The following is a 16,113-nucleotide window of genomic DNA, read 5'->3' on the forward strand; positions in this document are numbered from 1 at the left end:
ATTTGAGAACATGACAAAGATCGCAATCAATGGCCTGGGGCGCATGGGCAAACTGGTGCTGCGCCGTCTGTTTGACATGGGGCTGGGTGGGCAGATTGCCCTGCTGAACGATCCTGTTGGCGATATCGCCACCCATGCGCTGCTGGTGGAGTTTGACACGGTGCACGGCACCTGGCCAGCCAAGGTCGGCCATGATGATGAAAGCATCACCATCAATGATCAGCATTTGCGCTTTACCCAAGCCAGCAGCCCGGCAGAGCTGGACCTAAGCGGCATTGACCTGGTGATCGAATGTTCGGGTAAATTCAAAACCGCAGAGACATTGCAGCCGTATTTTGATGCTGGCGTGAAAAAGATCGTTGTCTCCGCCCCAGTCAAAATCCCAGGCGCGGCCAATATCGTCTATGGCGTCAACCACGATATCTATGAGGATCAGCGCATTGTGACTGCCGCCAGCTGCACCACCAATTGCATCGCGCCGGTGGTCAAGGTCATGCACGAAGTCTTTGGGATTGAGCAGGCGTCCTTTACCACGATCCACGATGTGACCAACACGCAGACCATTGTCGACAAAGCTCACAAAGATCCACGCCGCGCGCGTTCTGCTCTGAATTCGCTGGTGCCGACCACCACCGGCTCAGCCAAGGCGGTCATTCAAATTTTCCCAGAGCTTGAGGGGCGCATCAACGGCCATGCGGTGCGGGTGCCGCTGTTGAACGCCTCATTGACCGATATCGTTTTTGACGTGGCGCGTGACGTCACCGAGGAAGAGGTGAACGCAGCCCTGAAAGAGGCCAGCGAGACCGCGCTCGCGGGCATTCTGGGATATGAGCCGCGTCCGCTGGTCAGCTGTGATTTCACCAATGATGACCGCTCCACCATTGTGGATGCGCCTTCGACCATGGTGGTGAACAAACGTCAGGTGAAGATCTATGCTTGGTATGACAATGAATGGGGATATGTCAGCCGTCTGGCCGATATCACCAAAATGGTCGCGCAGTCGATCTAACCCACAGAGGCGGGCAGGGGCATGAGCGACACAGGCCAGACATCACGCAGCGGGCTTGCGGCCTATATCACCGTCACGGCCGCCTATTGGGCCTTCATGTTGACCGACGGCGCGCTGCGCATGTTGGTGTTGCTGCATTTTCATACGCTGGGGTTTTCGGCGATACAGCTTGCTTATCTTTTCCTGCTTTATGAGTTGATGGGTGTTGTCACCAACCTGTCTGCCGGGTGGCTGGCGGCGCGGTTTGGCCTGACCTCAACGCTCTATGCGGGGCTGGGTTTGCAGATCGTGGCGCTGGTGCTGCTGGCACAGCTGGATCCCAGCTGGTCGCTGGCCGCTTCGGTGGGATTTGTCATGGGCGTGCAGGGGCTGTCGGGTATCGCCAAGGATCTCAGCAAGATGTCGGCAAAATCGGCGGTCAAAGTGCTTGCGCCCAAAGGCGATGGCAGCCTGTTTCGTTGGGTGGCGGTGCTGACCGGATCCAAGAATGCGGTTAAAGGCCTTGGCTTCCTTTTGGGCGCGGCGCTCTTGGCATTGGCCGGGTTTCACGTTGCCATCTGGCTGATGGCGGCGCTGCTGGCCTTGATCCTGCTGGGCACAATGCTGTTCATGCCCTCTGGGCTGCCGCAGGGCAAGAAATCTGCCAAGTTCAATCAAGTCTTTTCCAAAGACGCGCAGATCAACCGGCTAAGTCTGGCGCGGATGTTCCTGTTTGGGGCGCGTGATGTTTGGTTTGTGGTGGGCATCCCGATCTATTTCTATTCGGTGCTGTCAGATGGCAGCGTGGCGGGAAACCGCGCTGCGTTTTTCACCATCGGCAGCTTTATGGCGGTTTGGATCATCCTTTATGGGTTTGTGCAGGGCATTGCGCCGCGCATTCTGAATGCACAAGCGCGCGACACCGCTGCGCTGAGCCGCAGCGCCGCCACATGGTGTGCGATTTTGACCTTGATCCCGGCGGTCCTTGCGCTCGCCGTCGCGCTTAATGTGCCGGGGCTAACAGCGGTGCTCGTGGGAGGGCTCTTGCTATTTGGCTTCGTCTTTGCGGTCAACAGCGCGCTGCACAGCTATCTGATCCTTGCCTTTACTAGCGCGGAGCGGGTCACGCTGGATGTTGGCTTTTACTATATGTCCAATGCCGCAGGGCGGCTGATTGGCACGCTGCTGTCGGGGCTGAGTTATCAACTCGGTGGCCTGCCGCTGTGCCTTTTGACCGCAGCAGCGATGGCCGGGGCGTCTGCCATCGCCGCGCGGCAGTTGCGCATGGCCGCTTAAAGCCCGGGCAGCGACTGGCGAAACGCCTCAAGAAAGCCAGCTGTTGTTGCGTCGCGCTGGATCTGCGCGGCGCGGGGGCCATGAAAGACCTTGCGCAAATCTTCGAACGCCTGGGCGCTGGCCGCGTCGGCCCCTTTGAGCGGGACAAAGGCCATCGCGTAATCGTCAAATATGCGGTCCTTGGCGTATTCTTCGTGCGCGACAAGAATGTTGTCATGCATCGGGTTCTGCAGGATCCGATGAAAGCAAGCCTCGACCTTGTCAAAGGGACCTTCGAGCACTTGGATGAATGTATAGTCGTGATAGGCGGTCAGCCCGGTGATGCCGTCGCGGCTGTTGTTGCGCCGCGCCACCTCCATCAGGCTGAGAAGTTGATCGGCCGTTGGGGCGTGCGGGGCCGTACTCAGGTAAATTTTGCGAAAAATCATGGTTGGCCTCTGCGGGTGCTAAAATCTCAAGAAGTCTAATTCCGAGACTTCGTTTCCGCCTTGATCAAGGTCAAACCGCCCCGGCAGCGCCAACGCCTGATCCGCCCATGAAACACCCCGTGAAACAAGTGGCGGGCGCCATCACGTCAGAGCTTGACCAGAAGGCGTTTCCACGACATATCCGCCTTTATGACAGAGCTTTCCAAAATCCGTAACTTCTCCATCGTCGCGCATATTGACCATGGTAAATCCACACTTGCTGACCGCCTCATCCAAGAGACGGGCACTGTGGAAGTCCGCGATATGAAAGCGCAGCTTTTGGACAGCATGGATATCGAGCGCGAGCGCGGCATCACCATCAAGGCCAACACCGTGCGCATTGAATACAAGGCGCAGGATGGCGAAACCTATGTTCTCAATCTGATCGACACCCCCGGCCACGTCGACTTTGCCTATGAGGTCTCCCGCTCCATGCGTGCGGTGGAAGGCTCGCTCTTGGTGGTGGACAGCACCCAAGGGGTTGAGGCGCAGACATTGGCCAACGTCTATCAGGCGATTGATGCGGACCACGAGATTGTGCCGGTTCTGAACAAGATTGACCTGCCAGCGTCCGATTGTGACCGTGTCGCCGAGCAGATCGAAGATGTGATCGGCATTGACGCCACGGGCGCCATTCAGGTGTCGGCCAAAACCGGGCAGGGGATTGTCGAAACGCTTGAGGCGGTTGTCAAAGAACTGCCTGCCCCAAAGGGCGACCGTGATGCGCCGCTGAAAGCGATGCTGGTGGACAGCTGGTATGACGCCTATTTGGGCGTGATCGTTTTGGTGCGGATCATGGATGGCACCCTGAAAAAGGGCATGCGCGTCAAATTCATGTCCAACGGCACGCTGCACAATGTCGACCGCGTCGGGGTCTTCCGCCCTGAAATGCAGATGATTGACGAATTGGGGCCGGGCGAGATCGGCTTTCTGACCGCCTCAATCAAACAGGTGCGCGACACCCGCGTCGGGGACACCATCACCAATGACCGCAATGGCACCGAAACCGCGCTGCCGGGCTTTAAGCCAGCGCAGCCTGTGGTGTTCTGTGGTCTGTTCCCGGTGGACAGCTCTGAATTTGAAGATCTGCGCGACGCCATCGACAAGCTGGCGCTCAACGATGCCTCTTTCAGCTTTGAAATGGAAACGTCAGCGGCGCTGGGCTTTGGCTTCCGCTGTGGCTTCTTGGGGCTGCTGCACCTCGAAGTGATCCGCGACCGGATCGAACGCGAATATAACATCGAACTGATCACAACCGCCCCCTCGGTGATTTATCACGTCTACATGAAAGACGGCGAGATGATCGAGCTGCACAACCCCGCCGACATGCCCGACATGTCCAAGGTGGACCACCTGGAAGAGCCGCGCATCAAAGCGACCATTCTGGTGCCGGATGAGTATCTGGGTGACGTGCTGAAACTGTGTCAGGACCGTCGCGGCATTCAGGAAGACCTGACCTACGCCGGGACCCGCGCCATGGTGGTCTATGATCTGCCGCTGAACGAGGTGGTGTTTGATTTTTATGATCGGCTGAAATCTGTCACCAAGGGCTATGCGTCTTTTGACTATCAGATGACCGGCTATCGCGAGGATAACCTTGTGAAGATGTCGGTGCTGGTCAATGATGAGCCGGTGGATGCGCTTTCGACCATGGTGCATCGCGACCGGGCTGAAACCCGGGGCCGTGCCATGTGCGAAAAGCTCAAGGATTTGATCCCGCGCCACATGTTCAAAATCCCGATTCAGGCGGCGATTGGCGGCAAGGTAATTGCCCGCGAAACATTGTCTGCGCTGCGCAAAGACGTGACCGCAAAATGTTACGGCGGCGACGCAACCCGGAAGAAGAAACTGCTGGAAAAGCAGAAGGCCGGTAAGAAGAAGATGCGCCAATTCGGCAAGGTCGACATCCCGCAAGAAGCGTTTATTTCAGCGCTGAAGATGGATGACTAAAGGAATGTAGGGCGGGGTTTTACCCCGCCTTTTCTTTAGCTCACCTATCGATTCAACCACGCCCGCACGGTTGCGATGAATTCGGTTGGTTTTTCCGCGTGCAGCCAATGGCCGGTGCCTGAGATTTTGACAAACGCCGCCTTGGGAAACATATCTCGGATTTTTGCGCGGTGCTCTGGCAGCACATAGTCAGAGTCTCCGCCGGACAAAAACAGCGTGCGGCCCGAATTGCTGCCGCTGATATTATCCGGAAAGCCCATGATTTTGGTCATCTCGGCCTCCAGCGTATCTAGGTTCAGCTTCCAGCGTTTGGCCTTCAGGTCCAGTGATTGGGTAAAGAACGACCGCAAAGTGGCGTCTTCGACCCCCGCAGCTGCAAGCATTTCCAGCGCGTCGGAGCGTTTTTCCACGGCCTCAAGGTCTACCGCCCGCATGGCGTGAATGAACGGCAACTGCGTGTGGCCATAGGCCACCGGCGCAATGTCGGCCACGATCAGCCGGTTCACCAGCTCTGGGCGTTGCACAGCCAGCACCATGGCTGCTTTGCCGCCCATGGAGTGGCCCATGACGTCGGCTGGGCCGATGTCGGCCAGCACCTCGGCCAGATCGCTCGCCAAATCGTGATAGCTGTGGCTGTCTGTGCGTTTGCTGTCGCCGTGGTTGCGGTTGTCCACGGCGATGACCTGCCGTTCATCGGAAAGTTTCTTGGACACCACCCCCCAGTTGCGCGCAGAGCCGTAAAGCCCGTGCACAATCAGCAGAGGCGGTTGGTCGGTGGGGCTGCCATGGGTGATCATATTCAACATGCGTCCCTGATAGCACAGCGCCCCTGTTGAGCAAGCCTTGCCCGTGGTAGACTGGGCGCGGGAGGCACTGCCATGCTGGATCACACGGAATTTAATGCCGATATCGGCAAGCTGCTGTCGCTGATTGAACGCCGGTTTGGCTTTCGCAGCGATGATCTGGGGCAGGCGATGCGCAAAATCGGCCGCCGTCTGCCAAAATCCGCCCATCGCGCCGCGGGGGTGCTGATCCGCGCCCAGTGCCAGGCGCAAAACCCCAAGACGGCCTATCAGTTGCAATCAGACAAGCTGATCAAACCCTATGCGACCCTGCTGCGCGAGATCGAAGCTTATGATCGCGTCGATCGGCGCAAGGGGCTGCTGCTTGGGTTTCTGGGCACGCTGGCCTTTCAGGGCATCGTGATCTTTGCGCTGATTATTGGCGTGCTGATTTGGCGCGGGTATCTCTAGCCAGTAAAGCGTCGCCCGCACCTGCCAGGCGGCAATGAAAAACGCCGCCCGGCAGTTGCAGGCGGCGTTCAGATGTCAGGGGTGGATCGAAATCAGAGGTTTGGATAAAGCGGGAAGCGCGCGCAAAGCTCTGCGACCTGCGTCTTTACTTTCTCTTCCACCTCGGCGTTGCCCTCTTCGCCATTGGCGGCAAGGCCTTCGACAACTTCGATGATCATGTCTGCGATCTGACGGAACTCCGCTTCGCCAAAGCCGCGGGTTGTGCCCGCAGGTGTGCCCAGACGGATGCCGGATGTCACCATCGGTTTTTCTGGGTCAAACGGGATGCCGTTTTTGTTGCAGGTGATATGCGCACGGCCCAGGGCCTTTTCGGTGGCATTGCCCTTGACGCCTTTGGGACGCAGGTCGACCAGCATCACATGGGTGTCGGTGCCGCCGGTCACGATGTCCAGCCCGCCCTTCATCAGTTGGTCCGCCAGCGCTACGGCATTGGCGCGGACCTGCTTTTGATAGGTTTTGAATTCTGGGCGCAGCGCCTCACCGAAGGCGACGGCCTTGGCTGCGATGACATGCATCAGCGGGCCACCCTGAATGCCGGGGAAGATTGCAGAGTTGACCTTTTTTGCAATCGCTTCGTCGTTGGTCAGGATCATGCCACCGCGTGGGCCACGCAGGGTTTTATGCGTGGTGGTGGTGGCGATGTCGGCATAGGGGAAGGGCGATGGGTGTTCGCCTGCCGCAACCAGACCGGCGAAATGCGCCATATCAACCATCAGATAAGCACCAACGCTGTCGGCGATCTCACGGAATTTGGCAAAGTCGATCTGGCGCGGGATGGCCGAGCCGCCGGCAATGATCAACTTGGGTTTATGTTCGTTCGCCAGGGCCTGAACTTCGTCATAATCAATGCGGTTGTCCTGCTTGCGCACACCGTATTGCACGGCGTTGAACCACTTGCCCGATTGGTTTGGCGCAGCGCCGTGAGTCAGGTGGCCACCGGAGGCGAGGTTCATGCCCAAAATGGTGTCGCCCGGCTGGATCAGCGCTTGAAACGCGCCTTGGTTGGCCTGAGAGCCTGAATTGGGCTGCACATTGGCAAAGTCACAACCAAACAGCTGCTTGGCGCGGTCGATGGCCAGGTTTTCCGCCACATCCACATATTGGCAACCGCCATAGTAGCGACGGCCCGGGTAGCCTTCGGCATATTTGTTGGTCAGCACAGAGCCTTGCGCTTCCATGACAGCGGCCGAGACGATGTTTTCCGAAGCGATCAGCTCAATCTCATCGCGCTGGCGGCCCAGCTCATCGGTGATGGATCCGAAAAGTTCCGGGTCGCGCGTGGAGAGGGACTCGGTAAAGAAGCCGGTGTCACGGGTAGGGGCGTTCATGTGCGGTGCTCCGAATAGAAGTGATTTTGCGAGTTTCCTAAAGGAAACATTTTCAAATTGGAAGCGCAGAAACAGGCCCGCTTGGGAAATCTGGACCTCTTCTCTGGTGTGTCGGGTAAACTTGTGTTTCTTTCGGAACCACATGACGGGCTTTGGAAACAGGATATGGGCAGGCAGCATGGCCGATAGAATCGCATTTCTCGCTTCGGAGGCCGAAACCGCGCAATCGGCGCGGGCGGCGCTGATCGGGCGCTATGGGAATTGTGCCCCCGAAGAGGCCGAGGTGATCGTCGCGCTGGGGGGCGATGGTTTCATGTTGCACACGCTGCACCGGTTTCAGGAACTTGACGTGCCTGTCTATGGCATGAACCGGGGCACCGTTGGGTTCCTGATGAACGAATATCATGAGGCGGATTTGCTTGACCGGCTGAAGGACGCCGAGATCGAAGAGATCAACCCCCTGTCCATGCTGGCCACCTGTCAGGATGGCAGCCAATCCCGCGCGCTGGCGATCAATGAGGTTTCATTGCTGCGGCAGGGGCCGCAGGCGGCCAAGCTGCGCATCTGGATTGATGATCGTCTGCGTATGGATGAACTGGTGTGTGACGGCGCGCTGCTGTCCACGCCGGCGGGCTCCACCGCCTATAATTATTCCGCGCATGGGCCGATCTTGCCCATCGGCTCAGATGTGCTGGCGCTGACCGCGATTGCACCCTTTCGCCCCCGGCGTTGGCGCGGGGCGCTGGTGCGCAAGAACGCCACCGTGCGCTTTGAGGTCGTGAACCCGCAAAAGCGGCCCGTTATGGCGGACGCTGACAGCCGCTCGGTGCGCAATGTGGTGTCGGTTGAAATCAAATCCGACCCTTCCGTGCGCCACAAGATCATGTTTGACCCCGGCCATGGGCTGGAAGAACGTTTGATTCGCGAACAGTTCGTCTAAATGAAAACGGGCCCCCGAAGGAGCCCGTTTCAATTCCAGATCTCATTGCTGATTACAGCAGGGAGATTTCACCGGCGCTTTCGCGACCGTCGCGGCCAGCTTCCAGCTCGTAAGTCACTTTCTGGTTGTCCGCCAGGCCTTCAAGACCTGCGCGCTGTACGGCGCGGATGTGAACGAAAACGTCTTTGCCGCCATCTTCTGGTGCAATAAAGCCGTAGCCTTTGTCGGTGTTAAACCATTTTACGGTGCCTGTAGGCATAACCGTCTCTCCTAAATTAAGCCCAACCGCAGTATGCGCTGGGTCCTCGGCGTCTGTGCAGAATCGAATGCGTGGTCGCCGTAGGCAAAGACAGGTAAACGATAGAAGGCACGTCGTGCGCCCAAGCCATGACATGGGCCGCAGGGCTTGTAAAGAAGAATGCGCGTTATTCCCCGGCGGTTAGGCCGGGGATGTGATGATATCTGTCTTGCCAACGCGCCGTTAGCTGTATTCGCTGACAGGTGTGCCCGCGATCGCCGCCATGTTCAGCAGGCCGCGCGCTGTGACGGATGGCGTCACGATATGCGCCCGGTTGCCCATGCCCATCAGGATTGGGCCCACGGCAAGCGCATCTGATTTCATTTTCAGAATATTGCGCGTGGCAGAGGCCGCATCCGCATGGCCGAAGATGAGCACATTGGCCGGGCCGGTCAGGCGGTGGCCGGGGTGCAAATGCGCGCAGAGTTCAAGATCAAGCGCCGCATCGACGTTCATTTCGCCTTCGTACTCAAAATCCGTATCCATCTGATCCAAAATGGCAATGGCGTCGCGCAGGCGCTTGCCGGACCCTTCTTTCTGGTTGCCGAATTGCGATTGTGAACAAAAGGCGATGCGCGGCTCGACGCCAAAGCGGCGGGCGTGGCGGGCGGCCCCCTGCGCCACGAGGGCCAGCTGCTCTGGCGCGGGCAGGGACCAGACATGGGTGTCCGCAAGGAACAGCGGCCCGTCATCCATGATCATCAACGACAGCGCGCCATGGGGTTGATACTCTGGTGTGCCCAGCACCTGCGTCACGTAATTCAGGTGCCAGCGGAATTCGCCAAAGGTGCCACAGATCAGGCTGTCGGCCTCCCCGCGATGCACCATGGTTGCGCCGATCACCGTGGTATTGGTGCGCATGATGGCGCGGGCAATATCCGGGGTGACACCTTTGCGCGCCATCAGGTTGAAATAGGTTTCCCAATAGTCGCGATACCGCGGATCGTTCTCTGGGTTGACCAGTTCGAAATCACGGGTTGGGCGAATGGACAGGCCCAGGCGTTCGCAGCGCTGCTCAATCACATCGGGGCGGCCAATCAGGATCGGCTTTTCGGTGGTGTCTTCCAAAATGGCCTGCGCCGCGCGCAGCACGCGCTCATCCTCGCCTTCGGCAAAGACAATCTTGCGGCTGGCGGTTGCGGCGGCGTCAAAGATCGGGCGCATCAAAAGCGCTGATTTGAACACGCTTTCATTCAGCCGCTCTTTATAGGCTTCGATGTCCTCGATCGGCCGGGTTGCCACCCCGCTGTCCATCGCGGCCTGCGCCACAGCGCCCGAGACAATGGCGACAAGGCGCGGGTCAAACGGTTTGGGGATCAGATAGTCCGCGCCAAAGGTCAGCTCTTCGCCAGAATAGGCGGCTGCCGCCTCGGCCGATGTCGTGATCCGCGCGAGTTCAGCGATGCCTTCAACGCAGGCGATCTTCATCGCGTCGTTGATATCGGTTGCCCCCACATCCAGCGCCCCGCGGAAGATGAAAGGAAAACACAGTACGTTGTTGACCTGGTTGGGGAAATCGCTGCGGCCAGTGGCAATGATCGCATCCGGCGCAACGCTGCGGGCAATCTCCGGCATGATTTCGGGCGTTGGGTTGGCCAGTGCAAAGAGGATCGGCTGCTTGGTCATCTTGGCGACCATTTCCGGTTTCAGCACATTCGGGCCTGAGAGCCCAAGGAACAGATCCGCCCCTTCGATCACCTCGTCCAATGTGCGCAGGTCCGAGGCCTGGGCAAAGGCGGCTTTCTGCGGGTTCATATCTTCGGTGCGGCCTTCGTAGACCAGCCCGTGAATATCGCAGAGCCAAACGTTTTCGCGTTTCACACCCAGTTTGAGCAACATGTTAAGGCAGGCGATGCCCGCTGCGCCGCCGCCGGTGGACACGATTTTGATGTCTTCAAATGATTTGCCCGCCACCCGCAGCGCATTGGTCGCGGCGGCCCCGACAACAATGGCAGTGCCGTGCTGGTCATCATGAAAAACCGGGATATTCATGCGCTCGCGGCAGATCTTTTCCACGACAAAGCAGTCAGGGGCTTTGATGTCCTCAAGGTTGATCGCGCCAAAGGTCGGGCCGAGGGCGCAGACAATGTCGGCCAGCTTCTCAGGGTCGGTTTCATCAACTTCGATGTCAAAACAGTCGATATTGGCAAATTTCTTAAAGAGAACGGCCTTGCCTTCCATCACTGGTTTAGATGCCAATGCGCCGATGTTGCCCAGACCCAGAACCGCGGTGCCGTTGGAGACAACCGCCACGAGGTTGCCCCGCGCGGTATAGCGGCTGGCTTGGCTTGGGTCAGCCTTGATTTCAACGCAGGCCTCGGCAACGCCGGGGGAATAGGCGCGCGACAGATCGCGCCCATTGGCCAGCGGCTTGGTGGCGCGGACCTCCAGCTTTCCGGGCTTGGGAAATTCATGATAGTCGAGGGCAGCTTGGCGTTGGTTCTCTTTGCTATCATCGGACATGCGTCTCTCCACTTCACCGGGTCGTTTAACGTTAAACTAACTGACTGCGGTAGAAAACAAGCGGTCTAAAATTGCAATGCGGAACTACCTCTGTGGCGACGATTAGACCCGGATTTTCGGCAGCGGTGCAACAGCTGAGGTTATGTTGGCGTTAACATTGTGAAAACCGGGACCGCAGAGGCAAAGGCCGCCGTGGCCTGCCCGCCGCTGAGTCGCTTGCTTGTCATTTTTGACCATTGGGTTAAAAAGCGAAAGAACACCGCTGCGACATCGTTTTGATGCGCGGGGGTTGACGCCCCCCATCGGGGCAAGGTCAAGCTGGGCAAAACAGAACAATCAAGAAGGATACAGCTATGTCCCTGAGAGAAAACGCCCTGGCCGTGCGCGAAAATGCCTATGCGCCTTATTCCAACTTCAAGGTTGGCGCGGCACTCATCGCAGAAAATGGCGTGGTTTATTGCGGCTGTAACGTGGAAAACGTGGCCTACCCCGAAGGCACCTGCGCCGAAGCGGGGGCGATTGCGGCCATGATTGCGGCGGGGCAGACCCGGTTGACCGAGGTTTATGTTGTCGCCGATGCGCCGACACCTGTGTCCCCCTGTGGCGGCTGCCGGCAAAAACTGATCGAATTTGGCGCGGGTGACGTCGCGGTTACGATGGCGACCACCGAGGGGGCAGAGGTGCGCATGACATTGGCAGAGCTGATGCCCGGTGCCTTTACCGAGGCGCATCTGGAGAATACCTGAATGGACGCCCGCGCGATCATCAGCGGTCTGCGACAGGCAGAAGAGCCGTCAGAAGAGGCGCTGCGCTGGTTTGCGGCGGGGCTGGCGGAGTCCCGTGTCAGCGATGCCCAGGCCGGGGCGTTTGCCATGGCGATTTGCCTCAATGGCCTTTCGGACGCGGCCCGCGCCGCGTTGACCTGCGCCATGCGCGACAGCGGCGACTGTCTGGTCTGGGATCTGGATGCCCCGGTGATTGACAAACATTCCACCGGGGGCGTCGGGGATTGCGTGTCGCTGGTGCTTGCCCCGGCGCTGGCGGCCTGCGGCGGCTACGTGCCAATGATCTCGGGGCGGGGGCTTGGCCACACGGGCGGAACGCTCGACAAGATGGAAGCCATACCCGGCGTCTCAGTTGACCTCAGCGAGGCGCGGTTCCGCGACGTGGTGGCAGGCTGCGGCACCGCGATCGTCAGCGCAACCGCCAATATCGCCCCGGCGGACAAACGGCTTTACGCGATCCGCGATGTCACCGGCACCGTTGAAAGCCTTGATCTGATCACCGCCTCGATCCTGTCCAAAAAACTGGCCGCCGGCTTGGAGCATCTGGTGCTTGACGTGAAATGCGGCAGCGGGGCGTTTATGAAAACCCCCGAGGCGGCGCAGGCCTTGGCGCAATCGCTGGTGCGCACAGCCAACCTCGCCGGGTGTCCCACGACAGCGCTTGTCACCAATATGGACGCGCCGATTGCACCGGCACTGGGCAATGCGCTGGAAATTCGCGAAGTCATGCGCGTGCTGTGTGAAGGACAAAACGGCCCGCTATTGGAGCTGACCGCAGCACTCGGTGGTGGGCTGTTGGCGGAGGCCGGGCTGGCAGAAAACGCCGACGCCGGCGCGGCGCAGATCAGGGCAGCGGTGGGAAATGGCCGCGCAGCCGAGGTTTTTGGCCGCATGGTGTATGCCCAGGGCGGTCCGGTGGCCTTTGCAGACAACTGGGCGCGTTTCCTGCCCGAAGCTCCGGTGATTATCGAAGTGCCTGCACCAAAAGCGGGATTTGTCACCGCGATTGATGGCGAAGCGCTGGGTCTGGCGGTCGTGGCGCTTGGTGGCGGGCGTCAGGTTGAAAGCGACCGAATTGATCCGGCCGTCGGGTTTTCCGATGTCGTGCCTTTGGGCCAGAAGGTCAGCAAAGGCGCGCCGCTGCTGCGCATCCATGCCGCGCGCGAGAGTGCGGCGTTGGCGGCGGCTGACGCCGTCAAAGCGGCCATTCATGTAGGCCCCAAAGCCCCAGACATCGCGCCGCTGGTGTTGCAGAGGGTCACGGGATGAGCCGGGCGTTTCTGATTGTGATGGATTCCGTTGGCATCGGCGGCGCGCCAGATGCCCACCTGTTTTTCAACGGCACGGTGCCGGATACCGGGGCCAATACCGTGGGGCATATTGCTGCGGCTTGCGCCGCGGGGCAGGCTGACGACGGGCGCAGCGGGCCGCTTCACCTTCCTAATCTGGTCGCGCTGGGGCTTGGCGCAGCGCTGCAGCAGGCCACCGGCGATGCCGCACCCGGGCTCAGCGCCACGCACAGCGGGTTCTGGGCCGTCGCAACAGAACAGTCAAACGGCAAGGACACACCTTCCGGGCATTGGGAACTGGCTGGCGTGCCGGTGCCCTGGGACTGGGGATATTTCCCGGATGAACGCCCGGCTTTTCCAGTCGATCTGGTCAATGAGATTTTGGCGCGTGGTGGGGTGGATGGCATTTTGGGCAATTGCCACGCCTCGGGTACCGAGATCATCAAAGACCTCGGCGCGCTGCACATGCAAACCGGCTATCCGATCTGCTACACTTCGGCAGACAGTGTGTTTCAAGTGGCCGCGCATGAAGAAAGCTTTGGCCTTGATCGGCTGCTGAGTTTCTGCGAAGCGATTGCGCCGCTGCTGCATGCCCGCAAGATTGGGCGCGTGATTGCGCGCCCCTTTTTGGGGAGTGCTGACATCGGGTTTCAACGCACCGGAAACCGGCGCGATTATGCGATTGTGCCGCCTGAGCCGGTGCTGACGAATTGGGTGCAGACCGCGGGCCAGCACGTTGTCGGCATAGGTAAAATCGGCGATATCTTTTCCATGCAAGGGATCGATGAATTGCACAAGGGCGATGACTCGGCGCTGATGCAGCATCTGGGGGCGGCGATAGACAGCGCCCCGGATGGCTGCCTGTGTTTCGCCAATTTCGTCGAGTTTGACAGCCTTTATGGGCATCGCAGGGATGTTGCGGGTTACGCCCGCGCGCTGGAGTGGTTTGACCGGGAAGTCGGCGCGCTGCTGCCCCGGCTACGGCCCGACGATCTGTTGATCCTGACCGCAGATCACGGCAATGATCCGACCTGGGTGGGGACGGATCATACACGCGAATGCGTGCCGGTACTCTGCCATGGTGCTGGCAGCGGCTCTGCCGGTCGGGTGAAATTTTCGGATGTGGCGGCAAGTGTCGCGGCGCATCTTGGCGTGCCGGCCTCTGGGCCGGGAAGGAGCTTTCTATGACTGTCGCAGATTTGCCCAAGGTGGAATTGCACCTGCACCACGAAGGGGCTGCGCCGCCTGATTTGATCCGGCAATTGGCGTTTGAGAAAAAGGTCGACCTCGCGGGTATTTTCCGACCTGATGGCAGCTATGGTTTTCGCGATTTCGTGCATTTCCTGTCGGTCTACGAAGCGGCAACCTCGGTGCTGAAAACGCCCGAGGACTATGGGCGTCTGACCACCGCGGTGCTGGAGCAAAGCGCTGCAAACAATGTGATCTATTGCGAAACATTCCTGTCGCCGGATTTTTGTGGCGGCGGGGATGTATCGGCCTGGCGCGAATATCTGCATGCGATCCGCGAGGCGGCTGAAGCGGCTGAGGCGCGGTATGGCATCATCCTGCGCGGCATTGTCACCTGCGTGCGCCATTTCGGCCCCGAGGCGGCCAAATCCAGCGCGCTTTGCGCGGCCGAAACTGCGGGCGATTGGATCACCGGCTTTGGCATGGGGGGCGATGAGGGCAAGGGCCATCAGGGGGATTTTGCCTATGCCTTTGACATGGCGCGTGAGGCGGGGCTGAAGCTGACCACCCATGCCGGTGAATTTGGCGGCCCCGACAGCGTACGTGAGGCGATCAATGATCTGAATGTGGTGCGCATCGGCCATGGGGTGCGTGCCATCGAAGATGCGGCGCTGGTACGTGAACTGGCAGACCGCCAGATCACGTTGGAGGTTTGCCCCGGCTCAAATGTGGTGTTGGGGCTATATCCAAACATCGCGGCACATCCCATTCAGACCCTGCGCGACGCCGGTGTCAAAGTGACCGTTTCAACGGATGACCCGCCCTTCTTTGGCACCAATATGCGGCGCGAATATGAGATGCTGGAAGCGGCCTTTGGCTGGCAGGCGGATGACTTTACACAATTGAACACCACGGCTGCCCATGCAGCCTTTTGCGATGAGGACACCCGCGCGCGGGTGCTGAAGACTCTGGAGAGCACATGACACAACATTTGACGGTCGTTGACCACCCGCTGGTGCAGCACAAGCTGACGCTGATGCGCAAGAAAGAAACCTCGACCGCTGAGTTTCGCCAGCTCCTGCGCGAGGTCAGCCAGCTTTTGGCCTATGAGGTTACGCGCGATCTGCCGCTGACCTCACAGTTGATTGAGACCCCCATGCAGGAAATGGATGCGCCCGTTTTGGCTGGGCATAAGCTGGCTTTGGTGTCGATCCTGCGGGCGGGCAACGGCCTTTTGGACGGCATGCTTGAGCTGATCCCATCGGCGCGGGTCGGCTTTGTCGGGCTATACCGCGACGAAGAAACGTTGGAGCCGGTGCAGTATTATTTCAAAGTGCCGCCGCAATTGGGCAAGCGCCCGGTGATTGCGGTTGATCCGATGCTCGCCACCGGGAATTCGTCTGTGGCGGCTATTGATCTGCTAAAGCAGGCCGGGGCCACCAATATTCATTTCCTTTGTCTGCTGGCCTCCCCCGAAGGGGTCGCGCGCATGAAAGAGGCGCATCCAGATGTGCCAATCGTCACAGCGGCGCTGGATGACTGTCTGAACGAGCAGGGCTATATCGTGCCTGGGCTTGGGGATGCAGGCGACCGTATGTTTGGCACAAAATAGGTCTATGCACGCTTTACTCATATAGCGGAATGCGTCTACACTGCCCCCATATCTTGTGGGGGCATGATGCAGTTAACAAAAACAATCGCAATCGCAGTTGTCGCTTCGATCCTGGGTTTATCATCAGTAGACGCCCTGGGTCTGAGCAAGGATGGTTCTCCTGAAGAATTGCCACCAGCGTCCTTTAAGGGCCGTC

Annotated in this window: 15 protein-coding genes; 10 read left to right on the forward strand and 5 right to left on the reverse strand. The window is 59.3% G+C overall.

All coding sequences use genetic code 11. The features are described from left to right. Positions 1-10: 10 nt before the first annotated feature. Both N6L24_RS00300 and arsJ read left to right on the forward strand, forming a co-directional pair. On the forward strand, positions 11-1,009 hold the full coding sequence (locus N6L24_RS00300) for an ArsJ-associated glyceraldehyde-3-phosphate dehydrogenase (RefSeq protein WP_271842645.1): 999 nt from the start codon (positions 11-13) through the stop codon (positions 1,007-1,009). 21 nt (positions 1,010-1,030) lie between these two features. Continuing rightward, positions 1,031-2,284 (forward strand): organoarsenical effux MFS transporter ArsJ, encoded by a 1,254-nt coding sequence (gene arsJ / locus N6L24_RS00305; RefSeq protein ID WP_271842646.1) that lies wholly within the window; start codon positions 1,031-1,033, stop codon positions 2,282-2,284. Here the strand turns inward: arsJ and N6L24_RS00310 are convergent. Then, complete coding sequence (locus N6L24_RS00310; protein WP_271842647.1) at positions 2,281-2,712, reverse strand: BLUF domain-containing protein; 432 nt, start codon at positions 2,710-2,712, stop codon at positions 2,281-2,283. The two genes, arsJ and N6L24_RS00310, sit on opposite strands and share 4 nt — an antisense overlap. Before the next feature lie 189 nt (positions 2,713-2,901). On the opposite strand from N6L24_RS00310, the gene lepA reads away from it, so the two are divergent. Further along, on the forward strand, positions 2,902-4,701 hold the full coding sequence (gene lepA, locus N6L24_RS00315; RefSeq protein ID WP_271842648.1) for a translation elongation factor 4: 1,800 nt from the start codon (positions 2,902-2,904) through the stop codon (positions 4,699-4,701). A 44-nt stretch (positions 4,702-4,745) separates the two neighbouring features. Here the strand turns inward: lepA and N6L24_RS00320 are convergent, their stop codons facing one another. Beyond that, complete coding sequence (locus N6L24_RS00320; protein ID WP_271842649.1) at positions 4,746-5,507, reverse strand: alpha/beta fold hydrolase; 762 nt, start codon at positions 5,505-5,507, stop codon at positions 4,746-4,748. A gap of 72 nt (positions 5,508-5,579) precedes the next feature. Between N6L24_RS00320 and N6L24_RS00325 the strand changes: the two genes are divergently transcribed. Further along, the gene (locus tag N6L24_RS00325; protein ID WP_271842650.1) at positions 5,580-5,954 is read left to right on the forward strand and encodes a hypothetical protein; all 375 of its coding nucleotides are present in this window, start codon (positions 5,580-5,582) and stop codon (positions 5,952-5,954) included. Positions 5,955-6,046: 92 nt separating this feature from the next. On the opposite strand, the gene glyA is transcribed toward N6L24_RS00325, so the two are convergent. Next, the gene (glyA, locus tag N6L24_RS00330; protein ID WP_271842651.1) at positions 6,047-7,342 is read right to left on the reverse strand and encodes a serine hydroxymethyltransferase; all 1,296 of its coding nucleotides are present in this window, start codon (positions 7,340-7,342) and stop codon (positions 6,047-6,049) included. A 178-nt stretch (positions 7,343-7,520) separates the two neighbouring features. Here glyA and N6L24_RS00335 point away from each other — a divergent pair, with 178 nt between their 5' ends. Then, positions 7,521-8,282, forward strand: coding sequence for an NAD kinase (locus tag N6L24_RS00335; protein ID WP_271842652.1), 762 nt, complete (start codon positions 7,521-7,523; stop codon positions 8,280-8,282). A 52-nt stretch (positions 8,283-8,334) separates the two neighbouring features. Here N6L24_RS00335 and N6L24_RS00340 read toward each other — a convergent pair whose 3' ends face one another. Both N6L24_RS00340 and N6L24_RS00345 read right to left on the reverse strand, forming a co-directional pair. Continuing rightward, positions 8,335-8,541, reverse strand: coding sequence for a cold-shock protein (locus tag N6L24_RS00340; RefSeq protein ID WP_271842653.1), 207 nt, complete (start codon positions 8,539-8,541; stop codon positions 8,335-8,337). 222 nt (positions 8,542-8,763) lie between these two features. Further along, a complete protein-coding gene (locus tag N6L24_RS00345) occupies positions 8,764-11,043 on the reverse strand; it encodes an NADP-dependent malic enzyme (protein WP_271842654.1) in 2,280 nt (759 codons plus the stop codon). 353 nt (positions 11,044-11,396) lie between these two features. Between N6L24_RS00345 and N6L24_RS00350 the strand changes: the two genes are divergently transcribed. From N6L24_RS00350 to upp, 5 genes are read left to right on the forward strand one after another with little or no spacing between them, the layout of a single operon-like run. Next, positions 11,397-11,789: a cytidine deaminase gene (locus N6L24_RS00350; RefSeq protein ID WP_334312303.1), complete on the forward strand. Its 393-nt coding sequence runs from the start codon at positions 11,397-11,399 to the stop codon at positions 11,787-11,789. After that, entirely contained in the window at positions 11,790-13,097 is a 1,308-nt protein-coding gene (locus N6L24_RS00355) for a thymidine phosphorylase (protein ID WP_271842655.1), read from the forward strand. After that, on the forward strand, positions 13,094-14,305 hold the full coding sequence (locus tag N6L24_RS00360) for a phosphopentomutase (RefSeq protein WP_271842656.1): 1,212 nt from the start codon (positions 13,094-13,096) through the stop codon (positions 14,303-14,305). Before N6L24_RS00355 ends, N6L24_RS00360 begins: the two co-directional genes overlap by 4 nt. Then, positions 14,302-15,288 carry an adenosine deaminase gene (locus N6L24_RS00365; protein WP_271842657.1) on the forward strand — a complete coding sequence of 329 codons (987 nt, stop codon included), beginning with the start codon at positions 14,302-14,304 and terminating at the stop codon, positions 15,286-15,288. Before N6L24_RS00360 ends, N6L24_RS00365 begins: the two co-directional genes overlap by 4 nt. After that, entirely contained in the window at positions 15,285-15,917 is a 633-nt protein-coding gene (upp, locus tag N6L24_RS00370) for a uracil phosphoribosyltransferase (protein WP_271842658.1), read from the forward strand. Before N6L24_RS00365 ends, upp begins: the two co-directional genes overlap by 4 nt. The last annotated feature ends 196 nt before the right edge of the window (positions 15,918-16,113 follow it).

Source organism: Cognatishimia sp. SS12 (assembly GCF_028369055.1).
GTDB lineage: Bacteria > Pseudomonadota > Alphaproteobacteria > Rhodobacterales > Rhodobacteraceae > Cognatishimia.